This window comes from Kribbella endophytica (assembly GCF_054781295.1).
This window is the reverse complement of sequence record NZ_BAAGUR010000004.1, coordinates 529,253-550,241: the sequence shown is the minus strand read 5'-3', so window position 1 is coordinate 550,241 and position 20,989 is coordinate 529,253. Positions and strand designations below refer to the sequence as shown.

The 20,989-nt window shown below is 69.5% G+C and carries 19 protein-coding genes; 7 read left to right on the top strand and 12 right to left on the bottom strand.

The annotated features are described in order from the left end of the window. Nucleotides 1–3 precede the first annotated feature (3 nt). The 3 genes from ACYVIO_RS34335 to ACYVIO_RS34325 form a co-directional block, all read right to left on the bottom strand. Nucleotides 4–807: an AfsR/SARP family transcriptional regulator gene (locus ACYVIO_RS34335; protein ID WP_460655117.1), complete on the bottom strand. Its 804-nt coding sequence runs from the start codon at nt 805–807 to the stop codon at nt 4–6. Between the two features lie 92 nt (nt 808–899). After that, nucleotides 900–4,292 (bottom strand): multifunctional oxoglutarate decarboxylase/oxoglutarate dehydrogenase thiamine pyrophosphate-binding subunit/dihydrolipoyllysine-residue succinyltransferase subunit, encoded by a 3,393-nt coding sequence (locus ACYVIO_RS34330; protein ID WP_460655116.1) that lies wholly within the window; start codon nt 4,290–4,292, stop codon nt 900–902. 96 nt (nt 4,293–4,388) lie between these two features. Further along, complete coding sequence (locus tag ACYVIO_RS34325) at nt 4,389–4,967, bottom strand: TetR/AcrR family transcriptional regulator (protein ID WP_460655115.1); 579 nt, start codon at nt 4,965–4,967, stop codon at nt 4,389–4,391. 94 nt (nt 4,968–5,061) lie between these two features. On the opposite strand from ACYVIO_RS34325, the gene ACYVIO_RS34320 reads away from it, so the two are divergent. The 4 genes from ACYVIO_RS34320 to ACYVIO_RS34305 all read left to right on the top strand — a co-directional run bounded on the left by ACYVIO_RS34320 (nt 5,062) and on the right by ACYVIO_RS34305 (nt 9,218). Then, nucleotides 5,062–5,907: a deoxyribonuclease IV gene (locus ACYVIO_RS34320; RefSeq protein WP_460655114.1), complete on the top strand. Its 846-nt coding sequence runs from the start codon at nt 5,062–5,064 to the stop codon at nt 5,905–5,907. Beyond that, nucleotides 5,904–7,631 carry a 1-deoxy-D-xylulose-5-phosphate synthase gene (locus ACYVIO_RS34315; protein ID WP_460655113.1) on the top strand — a complete coding sequence of 576 codons (1,728 nt, stop codon included), beginning with the start codon at nt 5,904–5,906 and terminating at the stop codon, nt 7,629–7,631. Before ACYVIO_RS34320 ends, ACYVIO_RS34315 begins: the two co-directional genes overlap by 4 nt. Next, the gene (locus ACYVIO_RS34310; RefSeq protein ID WP_460655112.1) at nt 7,628–8,833 is read left to right on the top strand and encodes an MFS transporter; all 1,206 of its coding nucleotides are present in this window, start codon (nt 7,628–7,630) and stop codon (nt 8,831–8,833) included. Before ACYVIO_RS34315 ends, ACYVIO_RS34310 begins: the two co-directional genes overlap by 4 nt. A gap of 130 nt (nt 8,834–8,963) precedes the next feature. Further along, on the top strand, nt 8,964–9,218 hold the full coding sequence (locus ACYVIO_RS34305) for a GlsB/YeaQ/YmgE family stress response membrane protein (protein WP_460655111.1): 255 nt from the start codon (nt 8,964–8,966) through the stop codon (nt 9,216–9,218). Nucleotides 9,219–9,304: 86 nt separating this feature from the next. Here ACYVIO_RS34305 and ACYVIO_RS34300 read toward each other — a convergent pair whose 3' ends face one another. From ACYVIO_RS34300 to ACYVIO_RS34270, 7 genes are all read right to left on the bottom strand, one after another. After that, on the bottom strand, nt 9,305–9,982 hold the full coding sequence (locus tag ACYVIO_RS34300) for a GOLPH3/VPS74 family protein (protein WP_460655110.1): 678 nt from the start codon (nt 9,980–9,982) through the stop codon (nt 9,305–9,307). An 18-nt stretch (nt 9,983–10,000) separates the two neighbouring features. After that, complete coding sequence (locus ACYVIO_RS34295) at nt 10,001–10,717, bottom strand: ABC transporter permease (RefSeq protein WP_460655109.1); 717 nt, start codon at nt 10,715–10,717, stop codon at nt 10,001–10,003. 26 nt (nt 10,718–10,743) lie between these two features. Then, a complete protein-coding gene (locus ACYVIO_RS34290; protein WP_460655108.1) occupies nt 10,744–11,628 on the bottom strand; it encodes an ABC transporter ATP-binding protein in 885 nt (294 codons plus the stop codon). A gap of 95 nt (nt 11,629–11,723) precedes the next feature. Next, on the bottom strand, nt 11,724–12,326 hold the full coding sequence (locus tag ACYVIO_RS34285) for a response regulator transcription factor (protein WP_460655107.1): 603 nt from the start codon (nt 12,324–12,326) through the stop codon (nt 11,724–11,726). Further along, nucleotides 12,323–13,438, bottom strand: a complete 1,116-nt coding sequence (locus ACYVIO_RS34280; protein ID WP_460655106.1) for a sensor histidine kinase — start codon at nt 13,436–13,438, stop codon at nt 12,323–12,325. Before ACYVIO_RS34280 ends, ACYVIO_RS34285 begins: the two co-directional genes overlap by 4 nt. Nucleotides 13,439–13,592: 154 nt before the next feature. Next, complete coding sequence (locus ACYVIO_RS34275) at nt 13,593–14,171, bottom strand: dihydrofolate reductase family protein (protein ID WP_460655105.1); 579 nt, start codon at nt 14,169–14,171, stop codon at nt 13,593–13,595. A 70-nt stretch (nt 14,172–14,241) separates the two neighbouring features. Beyond that, nucleotides 14,242–17,343, bottom strand: coding sequence for an ATP-binding protein (locus tag ACYVIO_RS34270; RefSeq protein ID WP_460655104.1), 3,102 nt, complete (start codon nt 17,341–17,343; stop codon nt 14,242–14,244). Between the two features lie 66 nt (nt 17,344–17,409). Here ACYVIO_RS34270 and ACYVIO_RS34265 point away from each other — a divergent pair, with 66 nt between their 5' ends. Beyond that, the gene (locus ACYVIO_RS34265; protein WP_460655103.1) at nt 17,410–17,865 is read left to right on the top strand and encodes a pyridoxamine 5'-phosphate oxidase family protein; all 456 of its coding nucleotides are present in this window, start codon (nt 17,410–17,412) and stop codon (nt 17,863–17,865) included. Here the strand turns inward: ACYVIO_RS34265 and ACYVIO_RS34260 are convergent. Beyond that, nucleotides 17,849–18,718 carry an NmrA family NAD(P)-binding protein gene (locus tag ACYVIO_RS34260; protein WP_460655102.1) on the bottom strand — a complete coding sequence of 290 codons (870 nt, stop codon included), beginning with the start codon at nt 18,716–18,718 and terminating at the stop codon, nt 17,849–17,851. The two genes, ACYVIO_RS34265 and ACYVIO_RS34260, sit on opposite strands and share 17 nt — an antisense overlap. 90 nt (nt 18,719–18,808) lie before the next feature. Between ACYVIO_RS34260 and ACYVIO_RS34255 the strand changes: the two genes are divergently transcribed. Further along, entirely contained in the window at nt 18,809–19,627 is an 819-nt protein-coding gene (locus tag ACYVIO_RS34255; RefSeq protein ID WP_460655101.1) for a LysR family transcriptional regulator, read from the top strand. Nucleotides 19,628–19,635: 8 nt separating this feature from the next. Next, complete coding sequence (locus tag ACYVIO_RS34250; RefSeq protein WP_460655100.1) at nt 19,636–20,463, top strand: aldo/keto reductase; 828 nt, start codon at nt 19,636–19,638, stop codon at nt 20,461–20,463. A gap of 62 nt (nt 20,464–20,525) precedes the next feature. Here ACYVIO_RS34250 and ACYVIO_RS34245 read toward each other — a convergent pair whose 3' ends face one another. Continuing rightward, nucleotides 20,526–20,975 (bottom strand): winged helix-turn-helix transcriptional regulator, encoded by a 450-nt coding sequence (locus ACYVIO_RS34245; RefSeq protein ID WP_460655099.1) that lies wholly within the window; start codon nt 20,973–20,975, stop codon nt 20,526–20,528. Nucleotides 20,976–20,989: the final 14 nt, after the last annotated feature.

Below are 20,989 nucleotides of genomic sequence, written 5' to 3'. Positions count from 1 at the left end.
AGATCATCGATGGCCGGTGGCGACCTGGTGCGGACCGCCGGCCCGGATCGGCGCGATCAGGGCCTCCAGGTGAACCGACGGAAGGATCCCCAGCTCGGTGAACAGCAACGCCCGAAAGCGTTCGTACTGACGCAACGCCTCGGCGTCGTTGGCCTCCGCGAGATGAGCCCGGACCAGCACCCGGTGGGCGCTCTCGCGCAGCGGCTCGGCGGCGACGGCTGCCAGCCCGGTCTCGATCGCCGCGGCGACTCGCCCCGAAGCGAGCAGCCGCGTGCTGAGTGCTTCGAGCGCGTGCAGGCGCAACTGCCTGAGGCGCTCGCGATGCTCGGTGACCCAGGGCTCGTACCAGTCCGTCAGGAGATCGCCGGCGGTCAGCAGTTGGGTCGCGGACTCGGCCGGCCGGATGTCGCGGTCGGCCAGGATGTCCTGGGCCGCCTGTTCCGCGAGGCGCGCGTCGACCACCACGTGCGGACCGAGCTGCAGCCGACCACCTGGGCAGCCGACGAGGTCGGCACCTGCCCGTCGTACGTGCCACATCGCCGAGCGAAGATTGCCCTGGGCGCGGCCCTCCTCGACGTCCGGCCAGAGGCTGTAGGCCACGTGCCCGCGGCTCGTCGCCGCACCCGCCAGCGCAAGGAACGCGAGCAGGCGGCGAGCACCGCTGGACAACGCGGTGCTGCCGCCGGGCAGCACGAGGTCGAAGCTGTGCAGCAACCGGAGCCGTGGCACCACGGTTTCGCCGGACGGAGTACCGGGTAACCGGCACTCGACGGCGTCGTGCACCAGAACGGCCGACGCGAGCTGCATGCCCTCACGATGACCTAGGGCCATCACCTCGACGTTCCGCCAACGTCACCACCGCGTTCCTGCACCGTCCCCCGAGCATCACCGGAGCTGGACTAGTGCAGTGCTTGGTCGATCAGCGTGGCCTGCTCCTGGGCGTGACGTTTGCCGGAGCCCGTGGCCGGGGCGGCCGAGCGGGGGCGGGAGATGACCTGCAGCGGGTTGGTGAGTTGCGGGTTGAGCTCGGCGAGCAGGAAGGTCCAGGCGCCTTGGTTGCGCGGTTCGTCCTGGACCCAGAAGGTTTCGGCGTTGGGGTAGGAGTCGAGCACGGCGCGCAGTTCCTCGGCCGGGAGCGGGTAGTACTGCTCCAATCGCACGAGCGCTACGGCGTGGTCGTTGGTCTTGGTGAGCTCGGCCAGGAGTTCGTAGTACAGCTTGCCGGAGACGACCAGGGTGCGTTGTACGGCGGACTTGTCGGTGATGCGTGGGTCGTCGATGACCGGCTCGAAGCCGCCGCCGGTCAGGTCGGTGACCGGGCTGGTCGCGCCGCGGGTGCGCAGCATCGACTTCGGGGTGAACACGATCAGCGGGGTGGAGCCCGCGTGTGCCTGGCGGCGGAGGAGATGGAAGTACGACGCCGGCGTGGACGGCTGCGCGACGGTCAGGTTGTTCTCGGCGCACAGTTGCAGGAAGCGTTCGATCCGGCCCGACGAGTGGTCGGGGCCGCGCCCTTCGTAGCCGTGGGGGAGCAGCAGCACGAGCGAGGACCGCTGGTTCCACTTCTGCTCGGCCGAGGAGAGGAACTCGTCGACGACGATCTGGGCGCCGTTCACGAAGTCGCCGAACTGCGCTTCCCAGAGCACCAGCGCGTCCGGGCGTTCGACCGAGTAGCCGTACTCGAAGCCCATCGCGGCGTACTCGCTGAGCAGCGAGTCGTAGATCGAGAACCTCGCCTGGTCGTCGGCCAGGTTGGTGAGCGGCAGCCATTCCTGGCCGTTGGCGCCGTCATGCAGTACGGCGTGACGCTGCACGAACGTGCCGCGACGCGAGTCCTGCCCGGCCATCCGGACCGGCGTACCGTCGAGCAGGAGTGAGCCGAAGGCCAGCAGTTCGCCGAAGGCCCAGTCGATGCCGCCGGAGCGACTCATCTCGTGCCGCTTGCCGAGCAACTGCGCGAGCTTGGGGTGCACGGCGAAGCCTGCGGGCGGGTTGACGAACGCGTCGCCGATGGCGTGGATCGCCTCGGTCGACACAGCAGGTATCACAGCCGGTACGACAGCCGCCGGCTCCTCGGCCGCGGCGGAGATCGCTTCGCGCGTCTCGACGAAGGCCCGTTCGAGCCGCTCGTGGAAGTCGCGGTCGGCCTGCTCGTACTCCGCGCGGGTGATGTCCCCACGCCCGACGAGCGCTTCCAGGTACAGCGTCCGAACGCTCCGCTTCGCCTCGATCAGGCTGTACATCCGCGGCTGCGTCATCGACGGGTCGTCGGCCTCGTTGTGCCCGCGACGCCGGTAGCAGACCAGGTCGATCACGACATCCCGCCCGAACCGCTGCCGGTAGGCGAACGCCAGCGAGGCAACGCGCACGACTGCTTCGGGGTCGTCGCCGTTGACGTGGAACACGGGCGCCTGGACCGACTTCGTGACGTCGGTCGAGTAGACCGAGCTGCGACCCTCGGTCGGCAGTGTCGTGAACCCGACCTGGTTGTTCAGGTTGATCCGGACCGTGCCGCCGGTGGAGTAGCCGCGCAGCCGCGACATCTGCACGGTCTCGGCGACGACTCCCTGGCCGGCCATCGCCGCGTCGCCGTGCACGGTGATCGGCAGGGTCGCGAAGGTGCCGGGTCCACGCCGGTCCTGCTTGCCGCGGACGATGCCCAGCAGTACGCCGTCGACCGCGTCGAGGTGTGAGGGGTTCGCCGCGAGGTAGACCGGGAGCTCCTCGCCACGAGCTCCGCGATAGATCCCCTCGGTGCCGAGGTGGTACTTCACGTCACCCGAGCCGTCGCTGTCGTCGGTGCCCTGGAACTCCCGGAAGATCTGCGCGTAGGTCTTGCCTGCAATGTTCGTCAGCACGTTCAGCCGGCCGCGGTGCGCCATCGCGATAGCCGCGCCGTCGAGCCCCGCCTCGGCCGCACCGGCCAGCAGCGCGTCGAGCAGCGCGATCGCCGACTCACCGCCTTCGAGGCTGAACCGGGTCTGGCCGATGTACTTGGTCTGCAGGAACGTCTCGAACGCCTCGGCCTCGTTGAGCTTCCCGAGGATGCGCAGCTGCTCGTCGTGGCTCGGTTTCGCGTACGGGCGTTCGAGCCGTTCCTGGAACCACAACCGCTGCTCGGGGTCCTGGATGTGCATGTACTCGACGCCGATCGTGCGGCAGTAGGCGTCCCGCAGTACGCCGAGAATGTCGCGCAGCAGCATCGTGCGTTCCGACCCACCGAAGTCGCCGGTGACGAACTCGCGGTCGAGATCCCAGAACGTCAGCCCGTGGCTGGCCAGGTCGAGATCGGGGTGCGACCGCTGCACGTACTCCAGCGGATCGGTGTCGGCCATCAGATGACCGCGAACGCGGAACGCATTGATCAGCGCCTGGACCCTCGCGGTCTTGTCCACCGCGCTGGCCGCGTCGACGTGGATGTCGCGGGCCCACCGGATCGGCGCGTACGGGATCCGCAGCGCGGCGAAAATCTCCTCGTAGAAGCCGCCGCCACCGGTGAGCAGTTCGTCGATCCGGCGCAGGAACTCACCGGACGCCGCGCCCTGGATGACGCGGTGGTCGTAGGTGCTGGTCAGCGTGACCGTCGCGCCGATCGCCAGCTCGGCGCGCGCGGCGTCGCTCATGCCCCGGTACTCGGCGGGGACCTCCAGCGCGCCCGCGCCGACGACGCAGCCCTGGTGGGTCATCAGCCGCGGCATCGAGTGCACCGTGCCGATCGCGCCGGGGTTGGTGAGCGAGATCGTCGTACCGGCGAAGTCGTCGACGGTCAGCCTGTTGGTGCGGGCGCGCGTGACGAGCTCCTCGTACGCCTGCAGGTACTCCCAGAAGCCGAGGGTGTCCGCGCGCTTGAGGTTCGGTACGACAAGGGTGCGGCTCCCGTCGGGCTTGACGACGTCGACGGCGATGCCGAGGTTCACCGATGCTGGTGTCACGGCGACCGGGCGGCCGTCGAGCTCGTCGTAGTACGTGTTGAGGCCCGGCTGCTCCTTGACGGCCTGGACGAGCGCCCAGCCGATCAGGTGGGTGTAGCTGACCTTGCCGCCGCGGGCCTTGCGCAGGTGGTTGTTGATGACGATGCGGTTGTCGATCATCAGCTTCGCCGCGACTGTCCGCACACTGGTCGCGGTCGGTACGCCGAGGCTGGTGCTCATGTGCGCGGCCAGTGACTTCGCGACGCCACGCAGCGGTACGACGACCGCCTGCGCGTCGTCGGTCGCTGTGGGCGGCGGACCGGGCGGAGTGTCGGCGGGGACGGGCGCGGGCTTCGGCGGGACCGACGTCGTGCGGGCCACGGGCTGCGAGCGTGGTTGGTCGGGGCCTTCGATGACTGGCCCCGTGACGCTGACCGACACTGTCGATCTCCTGCTTTCGTTGAAGGTGTGGGTTGCTCAGGTGTCCTGAAGGGCGGCGTCGAGCGTCCGGTAGAGATCGGCCGGGTCGCTGCCGCTCTTGGCGAGCACGCTCGTCCCGATCACCGCGGCCAGCAGCGCGCCGGCCGAATCGGCAGGGGGACGCCGGCGGAAGGTGATCTCGCCGCTGGCCTGCCCGCGCTCGATCGCGGAACGGAAGGCGTCCTCGATCTGGCCGAACAGTTCCTTGGCGACCGCGGCGACGCTCTCGTCGGCACTGCCGAGCTCGGCGACGGCGTTGACGATCAGGCAGCCGAACCGGTGATCGCCGATCCCCGCCAGCGTCCGCATCGCCTCGCGCAGCCTGGGCAGGACCGGCCCCGGGCCTTCCAGGCCTTCGGCCAGTGCGGCGACCCGGGTGGCGCTGTAGCGCCGCAGGGACAGCTCGAAGAGGTGGTGCTTGCTCTTGAACGTGTTGTAGAGACTGCCCTTGCCGATCCCGAGCTCGTCGACCAGGTTCTGCGGCGTGGTCGCGGCGAAACCCTGCCGCCAGAACACCTCGACCGCCTTGTCGACGACCTGCTCGGCCTCGAACTTCATCGGCCTTCCGATTGCCATGGCACTCATCCTAGACACTTCTGGACCTCCAGTTCAACAAGTCGAGCGGATTTGTGTACTCTCAAGTCAAGAAGTCGGCTGGAAGGGATACGCGGTGTCGTTGATCGGGTCGCACGTGGCGGTCGCTGGTGGTCTGGTGAAGAGCGGACTGGGGGAGGCGGTCGAGGTCGGGGCCGAGATCATCCAGTTGTTCGCGGGCAATCCGCGCAGCTGGGTGCAGCGGGCTCCTGATCCGGCCGGTGACGAAGCCTTTCGCGCGGCGTGTGCGGAACTGCGGTTGCCGGTGGTGGTGCACGCGGCGCACCTGATCAATCTCGGGTCGCCTTCGGACGTCGTACTGGCGCAGTCGGTGGCGGCTCTCGAGGCCACGATGGACCGAGCGGCGGCGATCGGCGCGCACGCGGCCGTGGTGCATGCCGGGTCGCTGGTCGCGAAAGGACGCCGTACGGCGGTGCTCGCGGGGCTGCACGATCTGCTCACGCCTGTCGTCGACCGCGCGGCGCCCGGCGTACGGCTGCTGATCGAGCCGACCGCCGGCGCGGGCGAGGCGATCGCTTCCACCGTCGACAGCACGATCCAGTACATGCTTGCCCTGGACAACGATCGGGTCGGGCTCTGTCTGGACACCTGTCACCTGCATGCCGCCGGTGAGGATCTGACCGATCCGCGGGGAATGGTCGACACGATCGTGGCCGCGCTCGGCCCGGACCGGATCGGGCTGGTCCACGTCAACGACAGCCGGGACCCGCGGGGCTCGCACCGGGATCGGCACGAGTCGGTCGGCCTGGGCGCGATCGGTCCGGCCGGCTTCGAGGCGCTGCTGTCGATCCCGAGCTTGCGTGGCGTTCCCTTGCTCGTCGAGACGCCTACGCACGCGCGGGATGTCGCACTGCTCAAGGCGATCCGGACCTCGTACGACGTCCAGAGCGCGACCGCATGACCCGCAAGCTGAAGGCCATCGCCGGACCTCGCGACCTCGATGGCCTCACCTTCCAGGAACTCGACGAGCTGGCGACGGAGATCCGTGAGTTCCTCGTCGCGAACGTGACGCGCACCGGCGGCCATCTCGGCCCGAACCTCGGCGTCGTCGAACTGACCCTCGCCCTCCACCGCGTCTTCGAGTCGCCCCGCGACTCGATCGTGTTCGACGTCGGCCACCAGACCTACGTGCACAAGCTGCTCACCGGTCGCCACGACTTCACCGCTCTCCGCCGACGAGGTGGGCTCGCTGGATATCCCCAGCGCTCGGAGTCCGAGCACGACGTCGTCGAGAGCTCCCACGCCTCCAGTTCGTTGTCCTGGGCAGACGGCATCTCGCGCGCCCACGCACTCACGGGCGCCGGCGACCGCCATGTGGTGGCGGTGATCGGCGACGGCGCGCTGACCGGTGGACCCAGCTGGGAGGCCTTGAACAACCTCGCTACGGCGGGCGACCGCAAGCTCGTGATCGTTGTCAACGACAACGGTCGATCGTACGCACCGACCATCGGCGCGGTGACCCGCATCCTCGCAACTCTTCGAGCCGACAAGCCCACACCACTGGCGAACCTGGACCTCGAGTACGTCGGCCCGATCGACGGCCACGACCTCCCCGCACTGGAAGCCGCCCTGCACCAGGCAAAGCGCCGCAACTGCCCGGTGATAGTCCACGTGGTCACAGAAAAAGGCCGAGGCTACGACCTCGCAAGGCGCGACTCAGTTGACCAGTTCCATGCAATCGGACCGATCGACGTACGCACAGGCCACTCTCTCCGAGGTTCGGGGAAGACCTGGACCTCGGTGTTCGGTGAGGCCGTCGTCGACCTCGCCTCCAGCAACCCCCGGATCGTCGCCGTCACCGCGGCCATGCTCGGAGCCACCGGGCTCCAGCCCTTCGCCGATCGCTTCCCCGAACGCGTCATCGATGTCGGGATCGCCGAGCAGCACGCCGTCACCAGCGCGGCCGGGCTCGCCTTCGGCGGGCTGCACCCTGTGGTCGCGATCTACGCCACCTTCCTCAACCGAGCCTTCGACCAACTGCTGATGGACGTCGCCCTGCACCGCGCCGGCGTGACGCTGGTCCTCGACCGCGCAGGCGTCACCGGCCCCGACGGCCCCACCCATCACGGCATCTGGGACATTGCCCTCCTGCAAGTGGTTCCGGGGTTGCGGCTCGCCGCGCCGCGAGATGCGTCGACCCTTCGCGAGGAACTGGCGGAGGCCGTCCAGATCGACGACGCACCGACGGTGCTTCGTCTCCCCAAGGGCAGGGTTGCCGAAGACCTCAACGCGATCCGACGCCTGGATGACGGCGTCGACCTCCTCCGCGAAGGCCCCGACCTGCTGATAGTTGCCGTCGGCCCCTTCGTCACCACCGCCCTCGAAATCGCAGACCTGCTAGGCGCAGGCACCGTGGTCGACCCCCGCTGGATCCTCCCCATCCCACACAGTCTCGTAGACCTGGCCGCCCAATTCTCCCGGGTCATCACGCTGGAGGACGGCATCAGAAGCATCGGCTTCGGCGCCCGCCTCCACCGAACCCTGCAAGACGAAGGCGTCACCACCCCGGTCACCACCTTCGGCCTCCCCGACGACTTCCTCGCCCACGGCTCGCGCGAGGACCTGCTGACTGACCTGGGCCTGACCGCCGCCCAGCTCGCCTTCAAGATAAGGACAATGCTTTGAGTCAACCCACTGCGGAGCTCCCGGTGATCACCACCCGGAAGCTCCGTACCCTCACGTTCGTGCTCGCCGCCGCCTCCGGCGTCTCGATCGCGAACATCTTCTACTCCCAGCCCCTGCTCGACCTGATCGCCCGGACCTTCGCCGTACCGGACAGCACCGCGTCGATCGTGGTGACCGTCACCCAGCTCGGCTACGCCGCCGGGATCATCGTCCTGATGCCACTCGGCGACTTGATCGAGAACCGCGCCCTGGCATCGCGCGTATTGATCGTGACCGCGGCAGCGTCAGCCGTCGTCGCCTTCGCCACCAACCTGCCGCTCTTCCTCGCGTTCTCCGCGATCCTCGGCTTCACCTCCGTGGTCGCGCAGATCGTCGTACCGGTCGCCGCCCACCTGGCACCGGAAGGGCAAGGCGGCCGGTACGTCGGGCAGGTGATGAGCGGGCTCCTGCTCGGCATCATGCTCGCCCGGAGCGTCTCGAGCTTCCTCGCCGATCTGTGGGGCTGGCGTTCGGTGTACGTCGTGTCGGCGGTGCTGATGGTGATCATGTCCGTCGTACTGGCGCTGACCCTGCCGAAGCGCAAGCCCGACCACACCGGCAGCTACGGCAGCCTGATGGTGTCCATCTGGCACCTCATCCGGGAGGAGCCGGCGCTCCGGCGCCGCGCGGCGATGCAGGCGCTGATGTTCGGGACGTTCTCCGGGTTCTGGACCTCGGTGACGTACGAACTGATCAAGCAGCACCACCTCTCGCAGACCCAGATCGCGATCTTCGCGCTGGTCGGCGCGGCCGGAGCCCTCGCCGCTCCGATCGCCGGGCGGATCGGAGACCGCGGCCACGGTCGGCCCGCGACCGGGATCGTCTTCGCGCTGGCTGCCGTCGCGATGGCCGTCGCCGGTTTCGGCGTCCACAACCTCGTCGTACTCGCGCTTGCCGGAGTGCTGCTCGACCTCGCGGTCCAGGGCAACCTGGTGCTCAGCCAGCAGGAGATTTACGCGCTCCGGCCGGACGCGCGCTCGCGGCTCAACACGGTCTTCATCGGCAGCGTGTTCTTCGGCGGCGCGATCGGTTCGGCGCTCTCCGGAGTCCTGTACGACCGCGCCGGCTGGACCGGCGTCGCGATCCTCGGCGTCGTACTGGCTCTCATCGGCGTCGGTATCTGGGCGGGGGCACAGCTCTTGCACCGGCGTACACGAAAGTAGTCAGGGGCGAATCAGGGGATCCTCCGGGGGCCGATCGGGCCGTGCCTCGATGGCTGTGCGCCTCTGAGCTGGTTGAGTTGGTGTCGTGGGGCCGCACCTGGAGCGGCCCGGACCTGTGGAGGATCGCAGCATGATCGGATTCATCGTCGCCGGCCTCATCATCGGCGCGCTGGCTCGCCTGTTCACCCCCGGCAAGCAGAAGCTCGGCCTGCTCTGGACGCTGCTGCTCGGCCTCGCCGGCTCCGTCATCGGAGGCGTCATCGCGAACATCCTCGGCACCGGCGGCATCTTCGAGCTGAACGTGCTCGGCTTCGTCGTGGCGGTCATCGCCTCGGTGATGCTGGTCGGTACGGCGGAAGGCCTCGCGGCCCGCAACAAGCGCTGAGCCACCGGGTGGGCGCGCCGCCAGAAAGCTGGCCGGCGCACCCACCCGGAGCACTGCCGGAACGGGTACCGGCTGCTGTTCATTCGTTACTGCTGCGGGAGGACGGTCACGGCGACGATGGCGTTGCTGACGACGGTGGCCGTCACGGTGCGGGTGACCGCTTCGGCGGCTGCGCCGGCGCCCCAGTTGCCCTGCTCGAACTCCTTGGCGCGCGCGATGACCGCGGAGTTCCACGGGATGTCGCGGTGAAACTGGGGGAGCGTCCCGCTGCCCGAGATCAGCGCCGCCAGCGCGGCCACGCGAGCTGTCGGTTCGACGCCGTCCACGAGCGCTTCCCGGACCGCGGCGAGCAGCTCGGCTCGCCGCCCGTTGGGGCCCTCCCTCAGGGCCTTCGTGGTGAACAGGCCGAGCGTCTTGCGCTCGAACCGTTCGAGGTCGCCGCGCTCGACCAGGCGCTCGAGGAGCGGTCCGCGGAGGGCCGGCCCGATGGACGCGAGCACGGTCTGGACCCGGCGCGGCTTCTCGTCGATGTAGTCCCAGGCCGATCGCAGGCTGGGATCCGCAGGGAAGCGGTCGCTGGTGGTCTCCAGCTTGCTCCCGGACGACTCGGCGAGCGTCACGTGCTCGTGCAACGCGAGGTCGGCGAGCACAGCTCCGCCCAGTGCGTAGTACAGGGTGCCCTCGCCGGCGATGGTGCCGGAGTTCGGCTGGAAGAGCAGGAGCAGCAGGTCTTCGGCCAGGGTCGGTTCTTCGTCGTACGGCATGAAGTGTCCTTTCAGGACTCAGCGACGGGGTTCCCACTGGAAGTACTTGAGGGCGAGGGCGGCCGAGACGATCACCCAGGCCAGCGTCGGCGCGATGAGCACCAGGACATCGGCTCCCGGTAGGCCGCCGTCCCACGCACGGGTGAGCAGCTCGGTGGCCGCACCACCGGGGAGCGCGCGTTTGAGCACGGTGAGTTCTTCGCTGCCCGAGATCGCGACCCAGTTCACGATCGCGATCACGCCCAGGCTGATCGGGAGCGTCGTCACCTGCGCGTGCTCGGGCGAGCGGGTCACGCCGGCGGTCGCGAGTCCGAGGCCGATCATCATGGCGATCACGAGCAGTGTGCCGATCACGATCAGTACGACGTCGCTGGGCCGGCCGGTCACGACGCCGAGGACGATGAGAACGAGGATCGTCTGGATCGCGGCCAGGACGGTCGCCGGCAGGACCATCCCGGCCAGGATCCCGGCGTCGCTCGCCGACGTGGACCGCAGGCGCTTGAGGAATAGGTTCTGCCGCCGTCCGGCCAGCGAGGTCACCGCGCTGCCGTAGAGCCCGAAGGCCGAGATGGTGAAGACGACCAGGGCGGCGATGAACCCCTGACCGACGGAGGCGAAGATCTCGCGGCGCCAGATGAAGAACACACTGGCCGCCACGGGCATGAAGAAGCTGGTGATGAGGATCGAGCGGTTGCGGAAGATCTGAGCGAGTTCGCTCCGGGCGATGTCGAGCATGGTCCGTCCTTGTCTGCGAGTGCTGGTCAGCCGCGTTCGATCGACCGGAAGATGTCGTCGAGCCGGGTCGGGCCGGCCTCGAGCTCGGCCAGGGGTACGGAGGCGTCGTGCGCCCAGTTGAGCAACGTCCGGAGATCCTGCTCGAGGCCGAAGGTCTCGATCCGGTGGTGCCCGTGGTCGTCGAGGGTTGTGCTGAACGGCGGTGGTGGCGCCTGGTCGGGCAGTCGGAAGGAGATGACCGCCGGCAGGGTGCTGGTGAGTTCCAGCACGGTGCCCTCGCGGTAGAACGTGCCCTTGTGCATCAGCCCGATCCGGTCCGCCCGCTGCTGCGCCTCTTCGAGGTAGTGCGTGGTCAGTACGACGGTCGACCCGTCCTCGCGCAGCCGGTCGACGGCGTCCCACAACGCGTCACGGGACTGGATGTCCAGCCCAGTGGTCGGCTCGTCGAGAAAGACCAGCTCGGGAGCGCCGTACACGGCGGTGGCGAAGTCGAGTCGCCGCTTCTCACCGCCCGACAGCTGCGAGACCCGGGTCGTTGCCTTGTGCATCAGATCGACGACCGTCAGCACCCGCTCGACGTTGTCGGTACGCCGGGACAGCCGGCCGATCAGGTGCACGGTCTCGCGGACGGTGAGGTCGGGGGAGAAGCCGCTCTCCTGCAGCATGATGCCCATCCGGGGCCGCGTCTGCTGCCGGTTCCGCGGGCTGCTGCCGAAGACGCTGACGTCGCCGGAGGTCGCGGCGCGATGGCCCTCGATCACTTCCAGCGTGGAGGTTTTGCCCGCTCCGTTGGTCCCGAGCAGGGCGTACAGCTCGCCCTGGTTCACGTGGAACGAGAGATCCCGTACGGCGTGGAAGTCGCCGTACGCGAGGTTGAGTCCTTCGACTTCGATCACTGCGGTGGAGGCCATGCCTCTATCTCAGTCGAAAGGGGCCCGCGGCCACAGTGTCGCCGCGTCACAGCCTGGTGTGAGGTGTGTCAGGGGTTCCGTGTGACACCACGTCACTAGAGCCAGTCGTGCTCACGGGCGTAGCGGGCCGCCTCGTGCCGGCTCTTGGCCTGGGTCTTGCGCATCGCGTTGGACAGGTAGTTGCGAACGGTGCCTTCGGCAAGGAACAGCCGGGTCGCGATGTCGGCGACGGCGTACCCCTCGCTGGTCAGGCGCAGCGCGTCGAGCTCCCGGTCGGTCAGCGGGTTGTCGTCGATGACGGCCCGCGCCGAGACCTCCGGGTCGATCCACCGTTTGCCTTCGTGCAGGAGGCCGATCACGGAGGCGATGTGGGCCGGCTCCGCCGACTTGCTGACGAAGCCATGTACGCCGAGCTTCAACGCGCGCCGCAGCACGCCTGGTTTCGCGTGCCGGGTGAGCATCAGCACGGCCTGGTCGGGCAGGGTCTGCCGGATCGTGGCGACGGCGGCCAGGCCGTCCGTGCCCGGCATCTCGAGATCGATGACGAGTACGTCGGGACGCTCGCGCAAGGTCGCCGCGGCGGCCTCCGCGCCGTCGGTGGCTTCGGCGAGCACCTCGATCTCGCCTTCCATCGGCAGCAGCATCGCCAGCGCCTTGCGCAGCAGTGCTTCGTCGTCCGCCAGCACGATCGTGATCATCGCGACGACCCGTTGCCGAAGGCCACCGCCGTACGGAAAGTTTCCCCGTGCTGCTCGGCCACCAACGTGCCTCCGCCGTCCACGACGCGTTCCCGCAAGCCGGCCAGGCCGCGCAGTTCGGGGACGCGGTCGCCGTCGGCGCCGTCGTTGGTGATCACCAGGCCGGTCGTGCCCAGCTCGATCCGCACCTGCCGGGCCTGCGCGTGGCGCAGGATGTTGGTGGTCGTCTCGCGCAGGACCTGGCTCAAGGGGTCGCTCCATCCCGGGTCGGGTTCGCCGTCGCGCTCGATCGTGACCGCGGCTCCGGCCGCTTCGAGCAGGTTCTTCGCGTTCTCCAGCTCGGCCTGGAGGTTCAGCCGGCGCTGACCGTACGCCAAGGCCTTGGTCTGGTTGATCGTGTCGACGACCAGCGCGTGGATCTCCCGCAGTTCCTGCTCGGCCTGCGTCGCGTCGGACCGGAGGATCTTCTGGGCGAGCGCCACCTTCAGCTTCACCACGTGCAGGGTGTGACCCTGGATGTCGTGCAGATCGCCCGCGAACCGGACCCGCTCGCGCATCACCGCCAGCTCGGCCTCCCGCTCGCGCGTCTCCTCCAGGTCCCGTACGACGTCGTAGAAGCTGCGGTTGGGAAACCTCAGCCCGACCACGACGGCGGTGACCGCCGCCGGGACGAGCACGAACCCGATCAGGTCGCTGCGAAACTCCTCCGGGGCGAACCAGAACTTGGTCGAGCCCACGGCAGCGACGAAGAGGACCAGCCCGCCGGCCGCGGCGAGGCGATGCCGCGTCAACTCCGGTACGACGAGCGGCCCCACGATCAGCAGCCCGATGAACGACCCGCCACTCTCGCCCACGGTCGCGCCGAACAGCCAGACAGCGCTCGCGACGACCAGGCACGGCACCGCGACCGTCATCAGCCGGCCCCCGGCCCACCGAACGAAGGCCACCACGCCCGCGACCACGCCGGCACCCAGGATCACCGCGTGCCACCAGTTCTGCGCTTCCATCGCGACGTGGAGCACGCCGCCAGCGGCGACGAACGGCAGCAACTTGTACAGATTCAGCCGCCGCAGGGTCGCCTTGGATCCGTTCGCAGCCTGCTCAGACGTCACGTCCCCGCACTCTCCACGTTCTGTCGGTCCGGTCCAGTATGTCGGCGTCACACCGGCCGAACCAGTGACGTGGTGTCACCAACCGCGACGGCGTCCTCCGCCTGCGCACCGAAAGTCGGGGGCCGACTCCACACGAGAGAACGCCGCGAACCTGCTACCGGTTGACCTGGAAGCGGAGGTGGGTGACGCCGCTGCCTGCCTCGACGACGCGGTTGCGGGTGAGCATGACGGGGTCGGCGCCGAGGAGGTCGAAGAGGCGGACTCCGGCGCCGAGGAGGACGGGGACCAGGTGGACCTGCAGCTCGTCGAGGAGGCCGGCGGCGAGCGCCTGCTGGGGAGCGGTGGCGCCGTGCAGGCCTACGGTGCGGTCGCCTGCGACAGCCTTGGCCTGGGTGATGGCGCTCTCGATGCCGTCGGTGACGAAGGTGAAGACGGCCGGCGCTTGTTCGGGCGGGTTGTGGGTGAGCACGAGGCACGGGACGTCGCCGGCCGGGCCGCCGTCGCCCCAGGCGGCCTCGCCGACGCAGAAGTCGTACGACCGGCGGCCCATGATGATCGCGCCGCAGCCGTCCACCATCTCCTGGAGTACGGCCTGGTCGGCGGGCGTGGAGGTCGGTCCGAGCCAGTGGTGCAGGACCTCACCGCCCTCGCCGAACGGGCTCTTGCGGCTGTCGTGCGGCCCGGTGACGTACCCGTCGAGCGACATCGACATGGCCGAGGCGACGTTTCCCATGATTCCTCCAGGTGGGGTTGTTGTTGTCCCCAAGCCTGTCGCCCGGCGCCTCGGATGGAATCCGTGGTGACTACTGAACCCGCGGCACTCTCAGAGCTGCGAGCTCCGCAGCACCCTCGTCCGCACGCTCGGGGATCAGCAGCAGCGTCACCGCGCGTTCGAACCGGGCCGCGATCCGCTCCCACTGCGCGACCGACTCGCCCATCAACTCCAAGTCGCCAGTACGACGGGCAGTCGCGCGCGCCAGGCACGCCGCAGCCCAGTCGTTCTCCTTCGCCGCCGGTCCGGCCTGCGCGAGCCGCTCGTCGGCATCGGGCAACCCGGCGACCACCGCCAGCTCGGCGCCCGCCGCGTGGGCGTAAGGCATCCACCACTTCTCCAGGAACCCCGCCAGCGCGGCCGCGACCAGACGCGGCGCGTCGTCGTACCGGCCTGTGTGCACGGCAACTCGAGCGTCAACGAACGCCGCAGGCGCCGCCAGCGCGAGCGAGTCAGCCGCGTCATCCACATGCGCCACGCGCAAGGCCCGCGACCGCCACTCCTCGAACCGTGGCCCGTCCCCGCGTACGCCGTGCACGAGCGCCACGATCGCAACCGCCGACGACGGCCAGTCGCCACGGAGCGAGGACAACTCCGAAACCACCCCGGACGACAACCAGCCGTCCCACAACACGTCCGCCTGCGCCAGCGCCCCGTCGAAGTCCCCAGTCAAACCGTGCAGCCGAATCATCCTGGGCGCGATGATCGCAGGATGCGCGCCCACCGACCAGCGCCGCGACGCCTGCGCGGGATGCGAACTAACCGACTCGCGCCGCGCGGCCTGCGCGAGGTCTGTGCCGACCGAGTCGGGCCGCGTGGCCTGCGTGCCGACTGAGTCGCGCTCCGAGACCTGGGCGGGGTGTGTGCCGACCGACTCGCGCCGGGTGGCCGGCTCGCTGACGGCGGAGCGCGTGCCTGCCGCGTCGTGGCGTGAGGCCTGTTCGGCGATCGCGGCAGCCGCCGGCAGGTCGCCGGCGGCCAGGGCGGATGTCGATGCCACGTGGAAGAGGTCGACCAACTCGGCCACGACCGCCGGCTCGAATCGCGATGCAATAGCGGCCAGCCGGAGGCGCTCGTCGGACAACCTATGCGCCTGCCGCAGCCGACCGGCGTTGGCCAGGGCGGTGCCGAGTGCGTCCAGCGCACCCAGTACGAGCGCGTCGTCGCCCGCCCGGCGAGCAGCCGCGACCGCGGCGCGTGACAGGTCGAGATCGGGGTCGAGTCGTGTCCCGCCTGCGGTCCACGCGCGGGCTGTCGCCAGTACGGCGGCCGAGCGCGGATCGGTCGGTTGGGCCAGAGCGGACGCCTCCGCCAGCAACCCGACCAGGCGCTCGTGCGGAATCGGTTCGGTGAACGACATCGAGAACCGCGTCGCCGCAACCACCGCCGCTGCAACGCTCGTGGCCTCCACGGACTTGTCGCCGACGGCCTCGGCCCGAGCAGCCGCCTCCATCAGCAACCGGAAGCCGGTCTCCCCGTCGGCGGTCGCGAGCGCGACAGCCGCCGCCGTGGTGAGATCGTCGGCCGCGTTCGCCGGATCCAACTCCGCAGCGGTGCGATAGAGATCCCGAGCGGCCACCACAAGCCCACGCCAGAAGCTGAGCCAGGCGAGCGACTTGGCCAGTTGGTAAACCGCCGGATCCGTCGGCCCGCCTGGCGTGCGGTCGTCCAACCTCTCACCGCCCGTCGACGGTCGTCGCGTCGCAACGTCCGGCGCCGCTTGCGTGAGCGCGTTCCGCAGGTCGTCGGCAGCGTCGAATTCGCTCGCCGCAGGTCCGCCCGTCGAGTGTCGTCGGGTCGCGTCGTGCAGCGTTGCCTGTGTGAGCGCGTTGCGTAGGTCGTCGGCGACGGCGTCGAAATCGCCCGCCGCGGATCCGCCCGTCGAGGGGAGCGGCTGCTGAGCCTCGGTCGAGCGGACCCGATGCTCCAGCCGGGCAGCGGTGTCCGCGGCCCACCGCACGTACCGCGGACCGAGGTCCTCGCCGGTCGCGTTCAGCTCGTGGAGCGCCACCGCGCGGACTGTCTCCAACAGCGACCACCGCGTCGTCGTACCGACTCTGCGGTGCACGACCAGGCTCCGGTCGGCCAGTCGGCCGACGAGATCGGCGACCGCGCCGACGCTCAGCTCCGGACTGACAGCAGCCGCCGCGTCGAGGTCGAACCCACCGACGAACACCCCCAACCGCCGGAACAGCACCCGCTCCTCGTCGTCCAGCAGCTCGAGGCTCCAGCCGATCACCTCCTGCAGCGAGTGATGCCGCTGATCCGGCCCCCGCCCGCCCGAGATCAACCGCAGCAGATCATCCAAAGCTGCCCGAGCCCCATCCACCCCCAGGAAGGCCGCCCGCGCAGCCACCAACTCGATCGCCAAAGGCATCCCGTCGAGCCCGGCGCACAACCGCTCGACCGCCGCCGGTTCGGCGACAAGCTCGGGATCAGTCGCGCGGGCCCGGTCGAGGAAGAGCCGCCCAGCCTCCTCGCCCAGCGGCGGCACCTGCACCAACCGCTCGCCCGGAACAGCAAGCCGCTCCCGGCTGGTCGCCAGGATCGTCACCCGCGGACACGCCCTGAGAATCCGCGCGACCAGCTCACCGACCTCGGCGATCACGTGCTCGCAGTTGTCCAGCACGAGCAGAGCGCCCGGCGCTCGCAGGTGGTCGACCACCGCATCAGCCGGCGTACCAGGCGGCCGTTCGACAACCCCCAGCGCCTGCGCGACGGCCTGACCGACCCCACCCGCCCGCACCGGCACGAGGTCAACGAACACGGCATCCCGATCAAGCCCCGCGGCCACCTCGACGGCCAGCCGCGTCTTGCCCATCCCGCCGACCCCGACCAGATTCACCAACCGAGACTGCTCCAGAGCCTCGGCCACCATCGCCCGCTCGGACTCCCGCCCCACGAACGACGTCGGAAACACCGGCAGCCCCGAGCCACCGCCCGACTCCTCAGCAAGAGCCGCCAGCGACCGGCGATCAGGCACACCCGCCTTCCGCAGCAGCGAAGCGACATGGCTCTCCACGGTCCTCACGGACAGGTGCAGCTGCGCCGCGATCTGCGCGTTCGACTGGTGACCGCGGATCGCGGCCAGCACCTCGGCCTCGCGCGCTGAGATCGACTCCCGCCAGTCCATCCCGGCACTCTAATGTCCGTGGTGGCCACGGATGCGCCCGCGCGCCCGCCGTACGACGCTGATCGCATGACCCCACAAGACATCGCGCGCCGGATCATCGACACCAACAACTACCTGACCCTGGCCACCGCCGACCGCGACGGACGCCCGTGGGCCTCGCCGGTCTGCTTCACCGCGGACGGCGGCCTCGACTTCTACTGGGCGTCCCGCCCGGACAGCCGCCACTCGCGCAACCTCGCCGAGCGGCCCGACGTCGGCATCGTCATCTTCGACTCCCAGGTACCGCTCTTCGAGGCCGAAGCCGTCTACCTGACGGCGTACGCCGAACAGGTCGCCGACGCCGAACTCGCCCGCTGCGCCGAGATCTACAGCAGCCGCTTCCCGGACCTGGTGTCCTTCGACGCCGTACGGCTGCAAGCGCCCGAGCCCCTTCGGCTCTACCGGGCCCGCGTCCTCGAAGCGTCCGTCCTGATCTCCGACGACGGCCCCGACATCCGGGTCCCGCTCACGGTTCCGGTGTGAACACCTCGCTGCACCACCGGCGGAAGCTCGTCGGCGTCAACCTCAACTCCGCGCTCTCGTAAATCGCCTGCTCGTTCTGCGCCTTCGCCATCAAGGTCAGCCCCTCGGCCCACGCCGCACTGATGCCGTAGCCCGCGAGCGCGGCCTCGTACTCCGCATAGCCGGTCGACTGGAACCGAACCGTCCGGCCCAGCACGTCCGACAAAACTTGCGCCATCCCGTCCGGCGTCAGGTCGTCAGGCCCAGCCACCGGTACGTCGCTTTGACCGGTCCATGACTCATCGAGCAGCAGCTCGGCCGCGACGGCGGCGAGGTCGGCTGTCGCGCAGGTTCGCAGTCGGCGGTCGCCGGCGATCGGGAGGGAGAGCGCGCCGTTCCTGATCGAGTCGGCCTGGTTGAGGAAGTTCTCCAGGAAGTACGGCGCACAAACCGTGCGCTGGGCAACGCCGGTCGAGCCGATCAACTCGTCCGCGGCCAACGCGGCCGACAGCAGACCGGCGTTCTCGGCGATGCCGCGCCCGAGAGTGGAGATGCCGACCACCCGCCGTACGCCCTGACTCTGGATCGCCGTGGACGCCGCGCGGGCGAAGTTCAGGTAGTACTCGTCGACGTCGGTCACCTGAGGGTGCGGCGGCACGACCCAGAAGACGGTGGTCGCCCCGGCGAACGCCTTCGCCAGCACCTCGGGATCGTCGTGCGAGCCCAGGACGACGTCGACTTGCCCGCGCACGCTCTCGGGAAGCCGAGCCGGATCACGGACGATGACCCGGAGCCGGTCGCGCAGCGGGCTGTTCAGCAGGTGGTCGAGAACGGCGCGGCCGATCTGGCCGGTGGGTGTGGTGACGGTGATCATGGGAACGATCCTGCGCGGGGGAGCGGCCGAGCTGAAGGTCCGTCGCGGACCCGGTTGTTACCCTCAGGGCAATACTGCGAGGAGGCCGTCGTGGAGTCCCGGGCACTGCGCTACTTCGTTGCCGTCGGCGAGGAACTGAACTTCGCCCGCGCCGCCGAGCGGCTGGGCATCTCACCGCCGCCGCTGTCGCGCGCGATCCGCAAGCTGGAGGACGAGCTCGCGGTCAGGCTGTTCGAGCGTACGACGCGCGCCGTCGTACTGACTGATGCCGGAGCGGTGCTGCTCGACGAAGCGCGGGCTGCCTTGTCGGCGTTGGATGCGGCTGGTCGTCGGGCACAGCGGGCGGCAGAGGCGAAGCTGGTTCTTGCGGTGAAGGCCGACAGTGATGCGGGGATGCTGGAGGTGCTTCTGGCCAACTATGCGGACGATCCCGCTGCTACGCCGGTGGCCGTGCAGTTCTGCGGGTGGGGTGAGCAGGCGCAGCTCTTGAGGGATGGGTACGCCGATGCGGCGCTGATCCCCGAGCCGTTCGACCGGACCGGGCTGGACGCCGAGACCATCGCCACCGAACGCCGCGTCGTCGCGCTCGCCGCCGGTCATCCACTCGCGGCCCGTCCCGAGGTCGAGCTGGCGGATCTCGGCTTGTCGGCGGAGCCGTTGGAACTGCAGCGTCAGCTCGACGGTTTGGTGGGCCAGTACGGCGTACGCGATCTCCCGCAGTTGCTGAAGCTCGTCGAACTGGGCGACCTCGTCACGCTTCTACCGGAGTCGGTGGTCAGCCGGTACCCGCGCGCCGGCATCGCCTATCGCCTGGTCCAGGACTCGCCGCCGGCCAAGCTGTCGATCGCCTGGCCCCAACACTCCCGCTCGACCGCCACTGCCGCTCTAGTCCGCGCGGCCTCGCGATGAGCGGGAAGATGAAGCAGGACGGTCAGTTGCTCGTCGGCCGAGTCGCCCTCGGCGTCGCGAGCTTCTCGTTCGACCCGCGCGACCGTGCCGCCGATCTCGCGACGATCAGGGCCGGCCTCGACGCAGGCACCGCGATCCTCGACACCGCACGCGCGTACGCCCACGTCGACGATCCGTTCTACGGCGAGCAACTGGCCGCGGACGCCGCCCGCGGCACCGGAGCGATCGTCGGCACCAAAGGCGGCCACTCGCGCACAGGCCCGACCATCTGGGACGCCGACATCAGTGCACCCCGGATCCGCGCCGACGTCGAGACCAGCCTGCGCATCTTCGGCACCCTCGACCTCTACTACCTCCACAGAGTCGACCTGGCCGAACAGCCCGTAGAAGAAGGCATCTCAGCCCTCGCCTCCCTCCGCGACGAAGGCAAGGTCGCTCGCATCGGCCTCTCCAACGTCACCGTCACCGACCTCGAACGCGCGGCAACGGTCACGCAGGTCGACGCGGTCCAGAACCGCCACACGGCGATGGGCCGCGAGTCCGCCGACGTCCTCACCTGGTGCGAAGCCAACTACATCCCGTTCTTCGCCTACTCACCCCTCCGCAGCGCAGCCTCCGCCCCACACCTCACAGCCCAGGCCACCGAACGCGGCATCTCCCTCCAACGCCTGCAACTGAAAGCCCTCCTGCAGTCGTCCCCGATCCTGTCCGTCGTCTCGGGCGCCACCAGACCCGCAACTGTCCTTGACTCGCTCGCCGCGGAGACCGATCCCTGGGACGAAGATCTAGCGGCCGCCTACGCCGCCGACTTGGCGCTGCCCGCCGACTCTGCCTGACCGTGCCCATCACCCTCAACCGCTCGACCCCGACCCGGCAGGTCTGCCTGAATCTGGTCTGACTACTCGCCGACCTTGTGGACTACGGCCCCGGCGGAGTCGAGCACCCGGCCCGCGTGGTCGGTGACCTGGAGTTTGCGGAGCGGCTTGCCGGCCTTCGTGTCGAGCAGGACCGAGTGCGGTTCGGCCTCGTCGAACAGGTGGTCCTCGCCCCACTGCCGCAGGCTGACCAGGATGACGAAGAGGTCGCGCCCCTTCGGGGTCAGTGCGTACTCGTGGTAGGCGCTGCCGTCGGCGCCCGGCTGGATCTCGAGGATGCCGTGCGCGACGAGCTCGCGCAGCCGTGAGGACAGGATGTTCTTCGCCAGGCCGAGGTTGCGCTGGAACTCGCTGAACCGCCGGATGCCGTCGAAGGCGTCGCGGACGATCAGCAGCGACCAGCGGTCGCCGATCACGTCGACCGCCCGCGCGACCGGGCACTCCGCGTCCTCGTGCGTCACACGCTGCGGCATCCGCGGTCCCTTCG

Bases quoted from the DNA above. Each gene is read 5' to 3' on its own strand.
- ACYVIO_RS34335 (WP_460655117.1), bottom strand. From the start codon at position 807: ATGCAGCTCGCGTCGGCCGTTCTGGTGCACGACGCCGTCGAGTGCCGG.
- ACYVIO_RS34325 (WP_460655115.1), bottom strand. From the start codon at position 4,967: ATGGCAATCGGAAGGCCGATGAAGTTCGAGGCCGAGCAGGTCGTCGAC.
- ACYVIO_RS34315 (WP_460655113.1), top strand. From the start codon at position 5,904: ATGACCCGCAAGCTGAAGGCCATCGCCGGACCTCGCGACCTCGATGGC.
- ACYVIO_RS34305 (WP_460655111.1), top strand. From the start codon at position 8,964: ATGATCGGATTCATCGTCGCCGGCCTCATCATCGGCGCGCTGGCTCGC.
- ACYVIO_RS34300 (WP_460655110.1), bottom strand. From the start codon at position 9,982: ATGCCGTACGACGAAGAACCGACCCTGGCCGAAGACCTGCTGCTCCTG.
- ACYVIO_RS34295 (WP_460655109.1), bottom strand. From the start codon at position 10,717: ATGCTCGACATCGCCCGGAGCGAACTCGCTCAGATCTTCCGCAACCGC.
- ACYVIO_RS34290 (WP_460655108.1), bottom strand. From the start codon at position 11,628: ATGGCCTCCACCGCAGTGATCGAAGTCGAAGGACTCAACCTCGCGTAC.
- ACYVIO_RS34285 (WP_460655107.1), bottom strand. From the start codon at position 12,326: ATGATCACGATCGTGCTGGCGGACGACGAAGCACTGCTGCGCAAGGCG.
- ACYVIO_RS34275 (WP_460655105.1), bottom strand. From the start codon at position 14,171: ATGGGAAACGTCGCCTCGGCCATGTCGATGTCGCTCGACGGGTACGTC.
- ACYVIO_RS34270 (WP_460655104.1), bottom strand. From the start codon at position 17,343: ATGGACTGGCGGGAGTCGATCTCAGCGCGCGAGGCCGAGGTGCTGGCC.
- ACYVIO_RS34265 (WP_460655103.1), top strand. From the start codon at position 17,410: ATGACCCCACAAGACATCGCGCGCCGGATCATCGACACCAACAACTAC.
- ACYVIO_RS34260 (WP_460655102.1), bottom strand. From the start codon at position 18,718: ATGATCACCGTCACCACACCCACCGGCCAGATCGGCCGCGCCGTTCTC.
- ACYVIO_RS34250 (WP_460655100.1), top strand. From the start codon at position 19,636: ATGAAGCAGGACGGTCAGTTGCTCGTCGGCCGAGTCGCCCTCGGCGTC.
- ACYVIO_RS34245 (WP_460655099.1), bottom strand. From the start codon at position 20,975: ATGCCGCAGCGTGTGACGCACGAGGACGCGGAGTGCCCGGTCGCGCGG.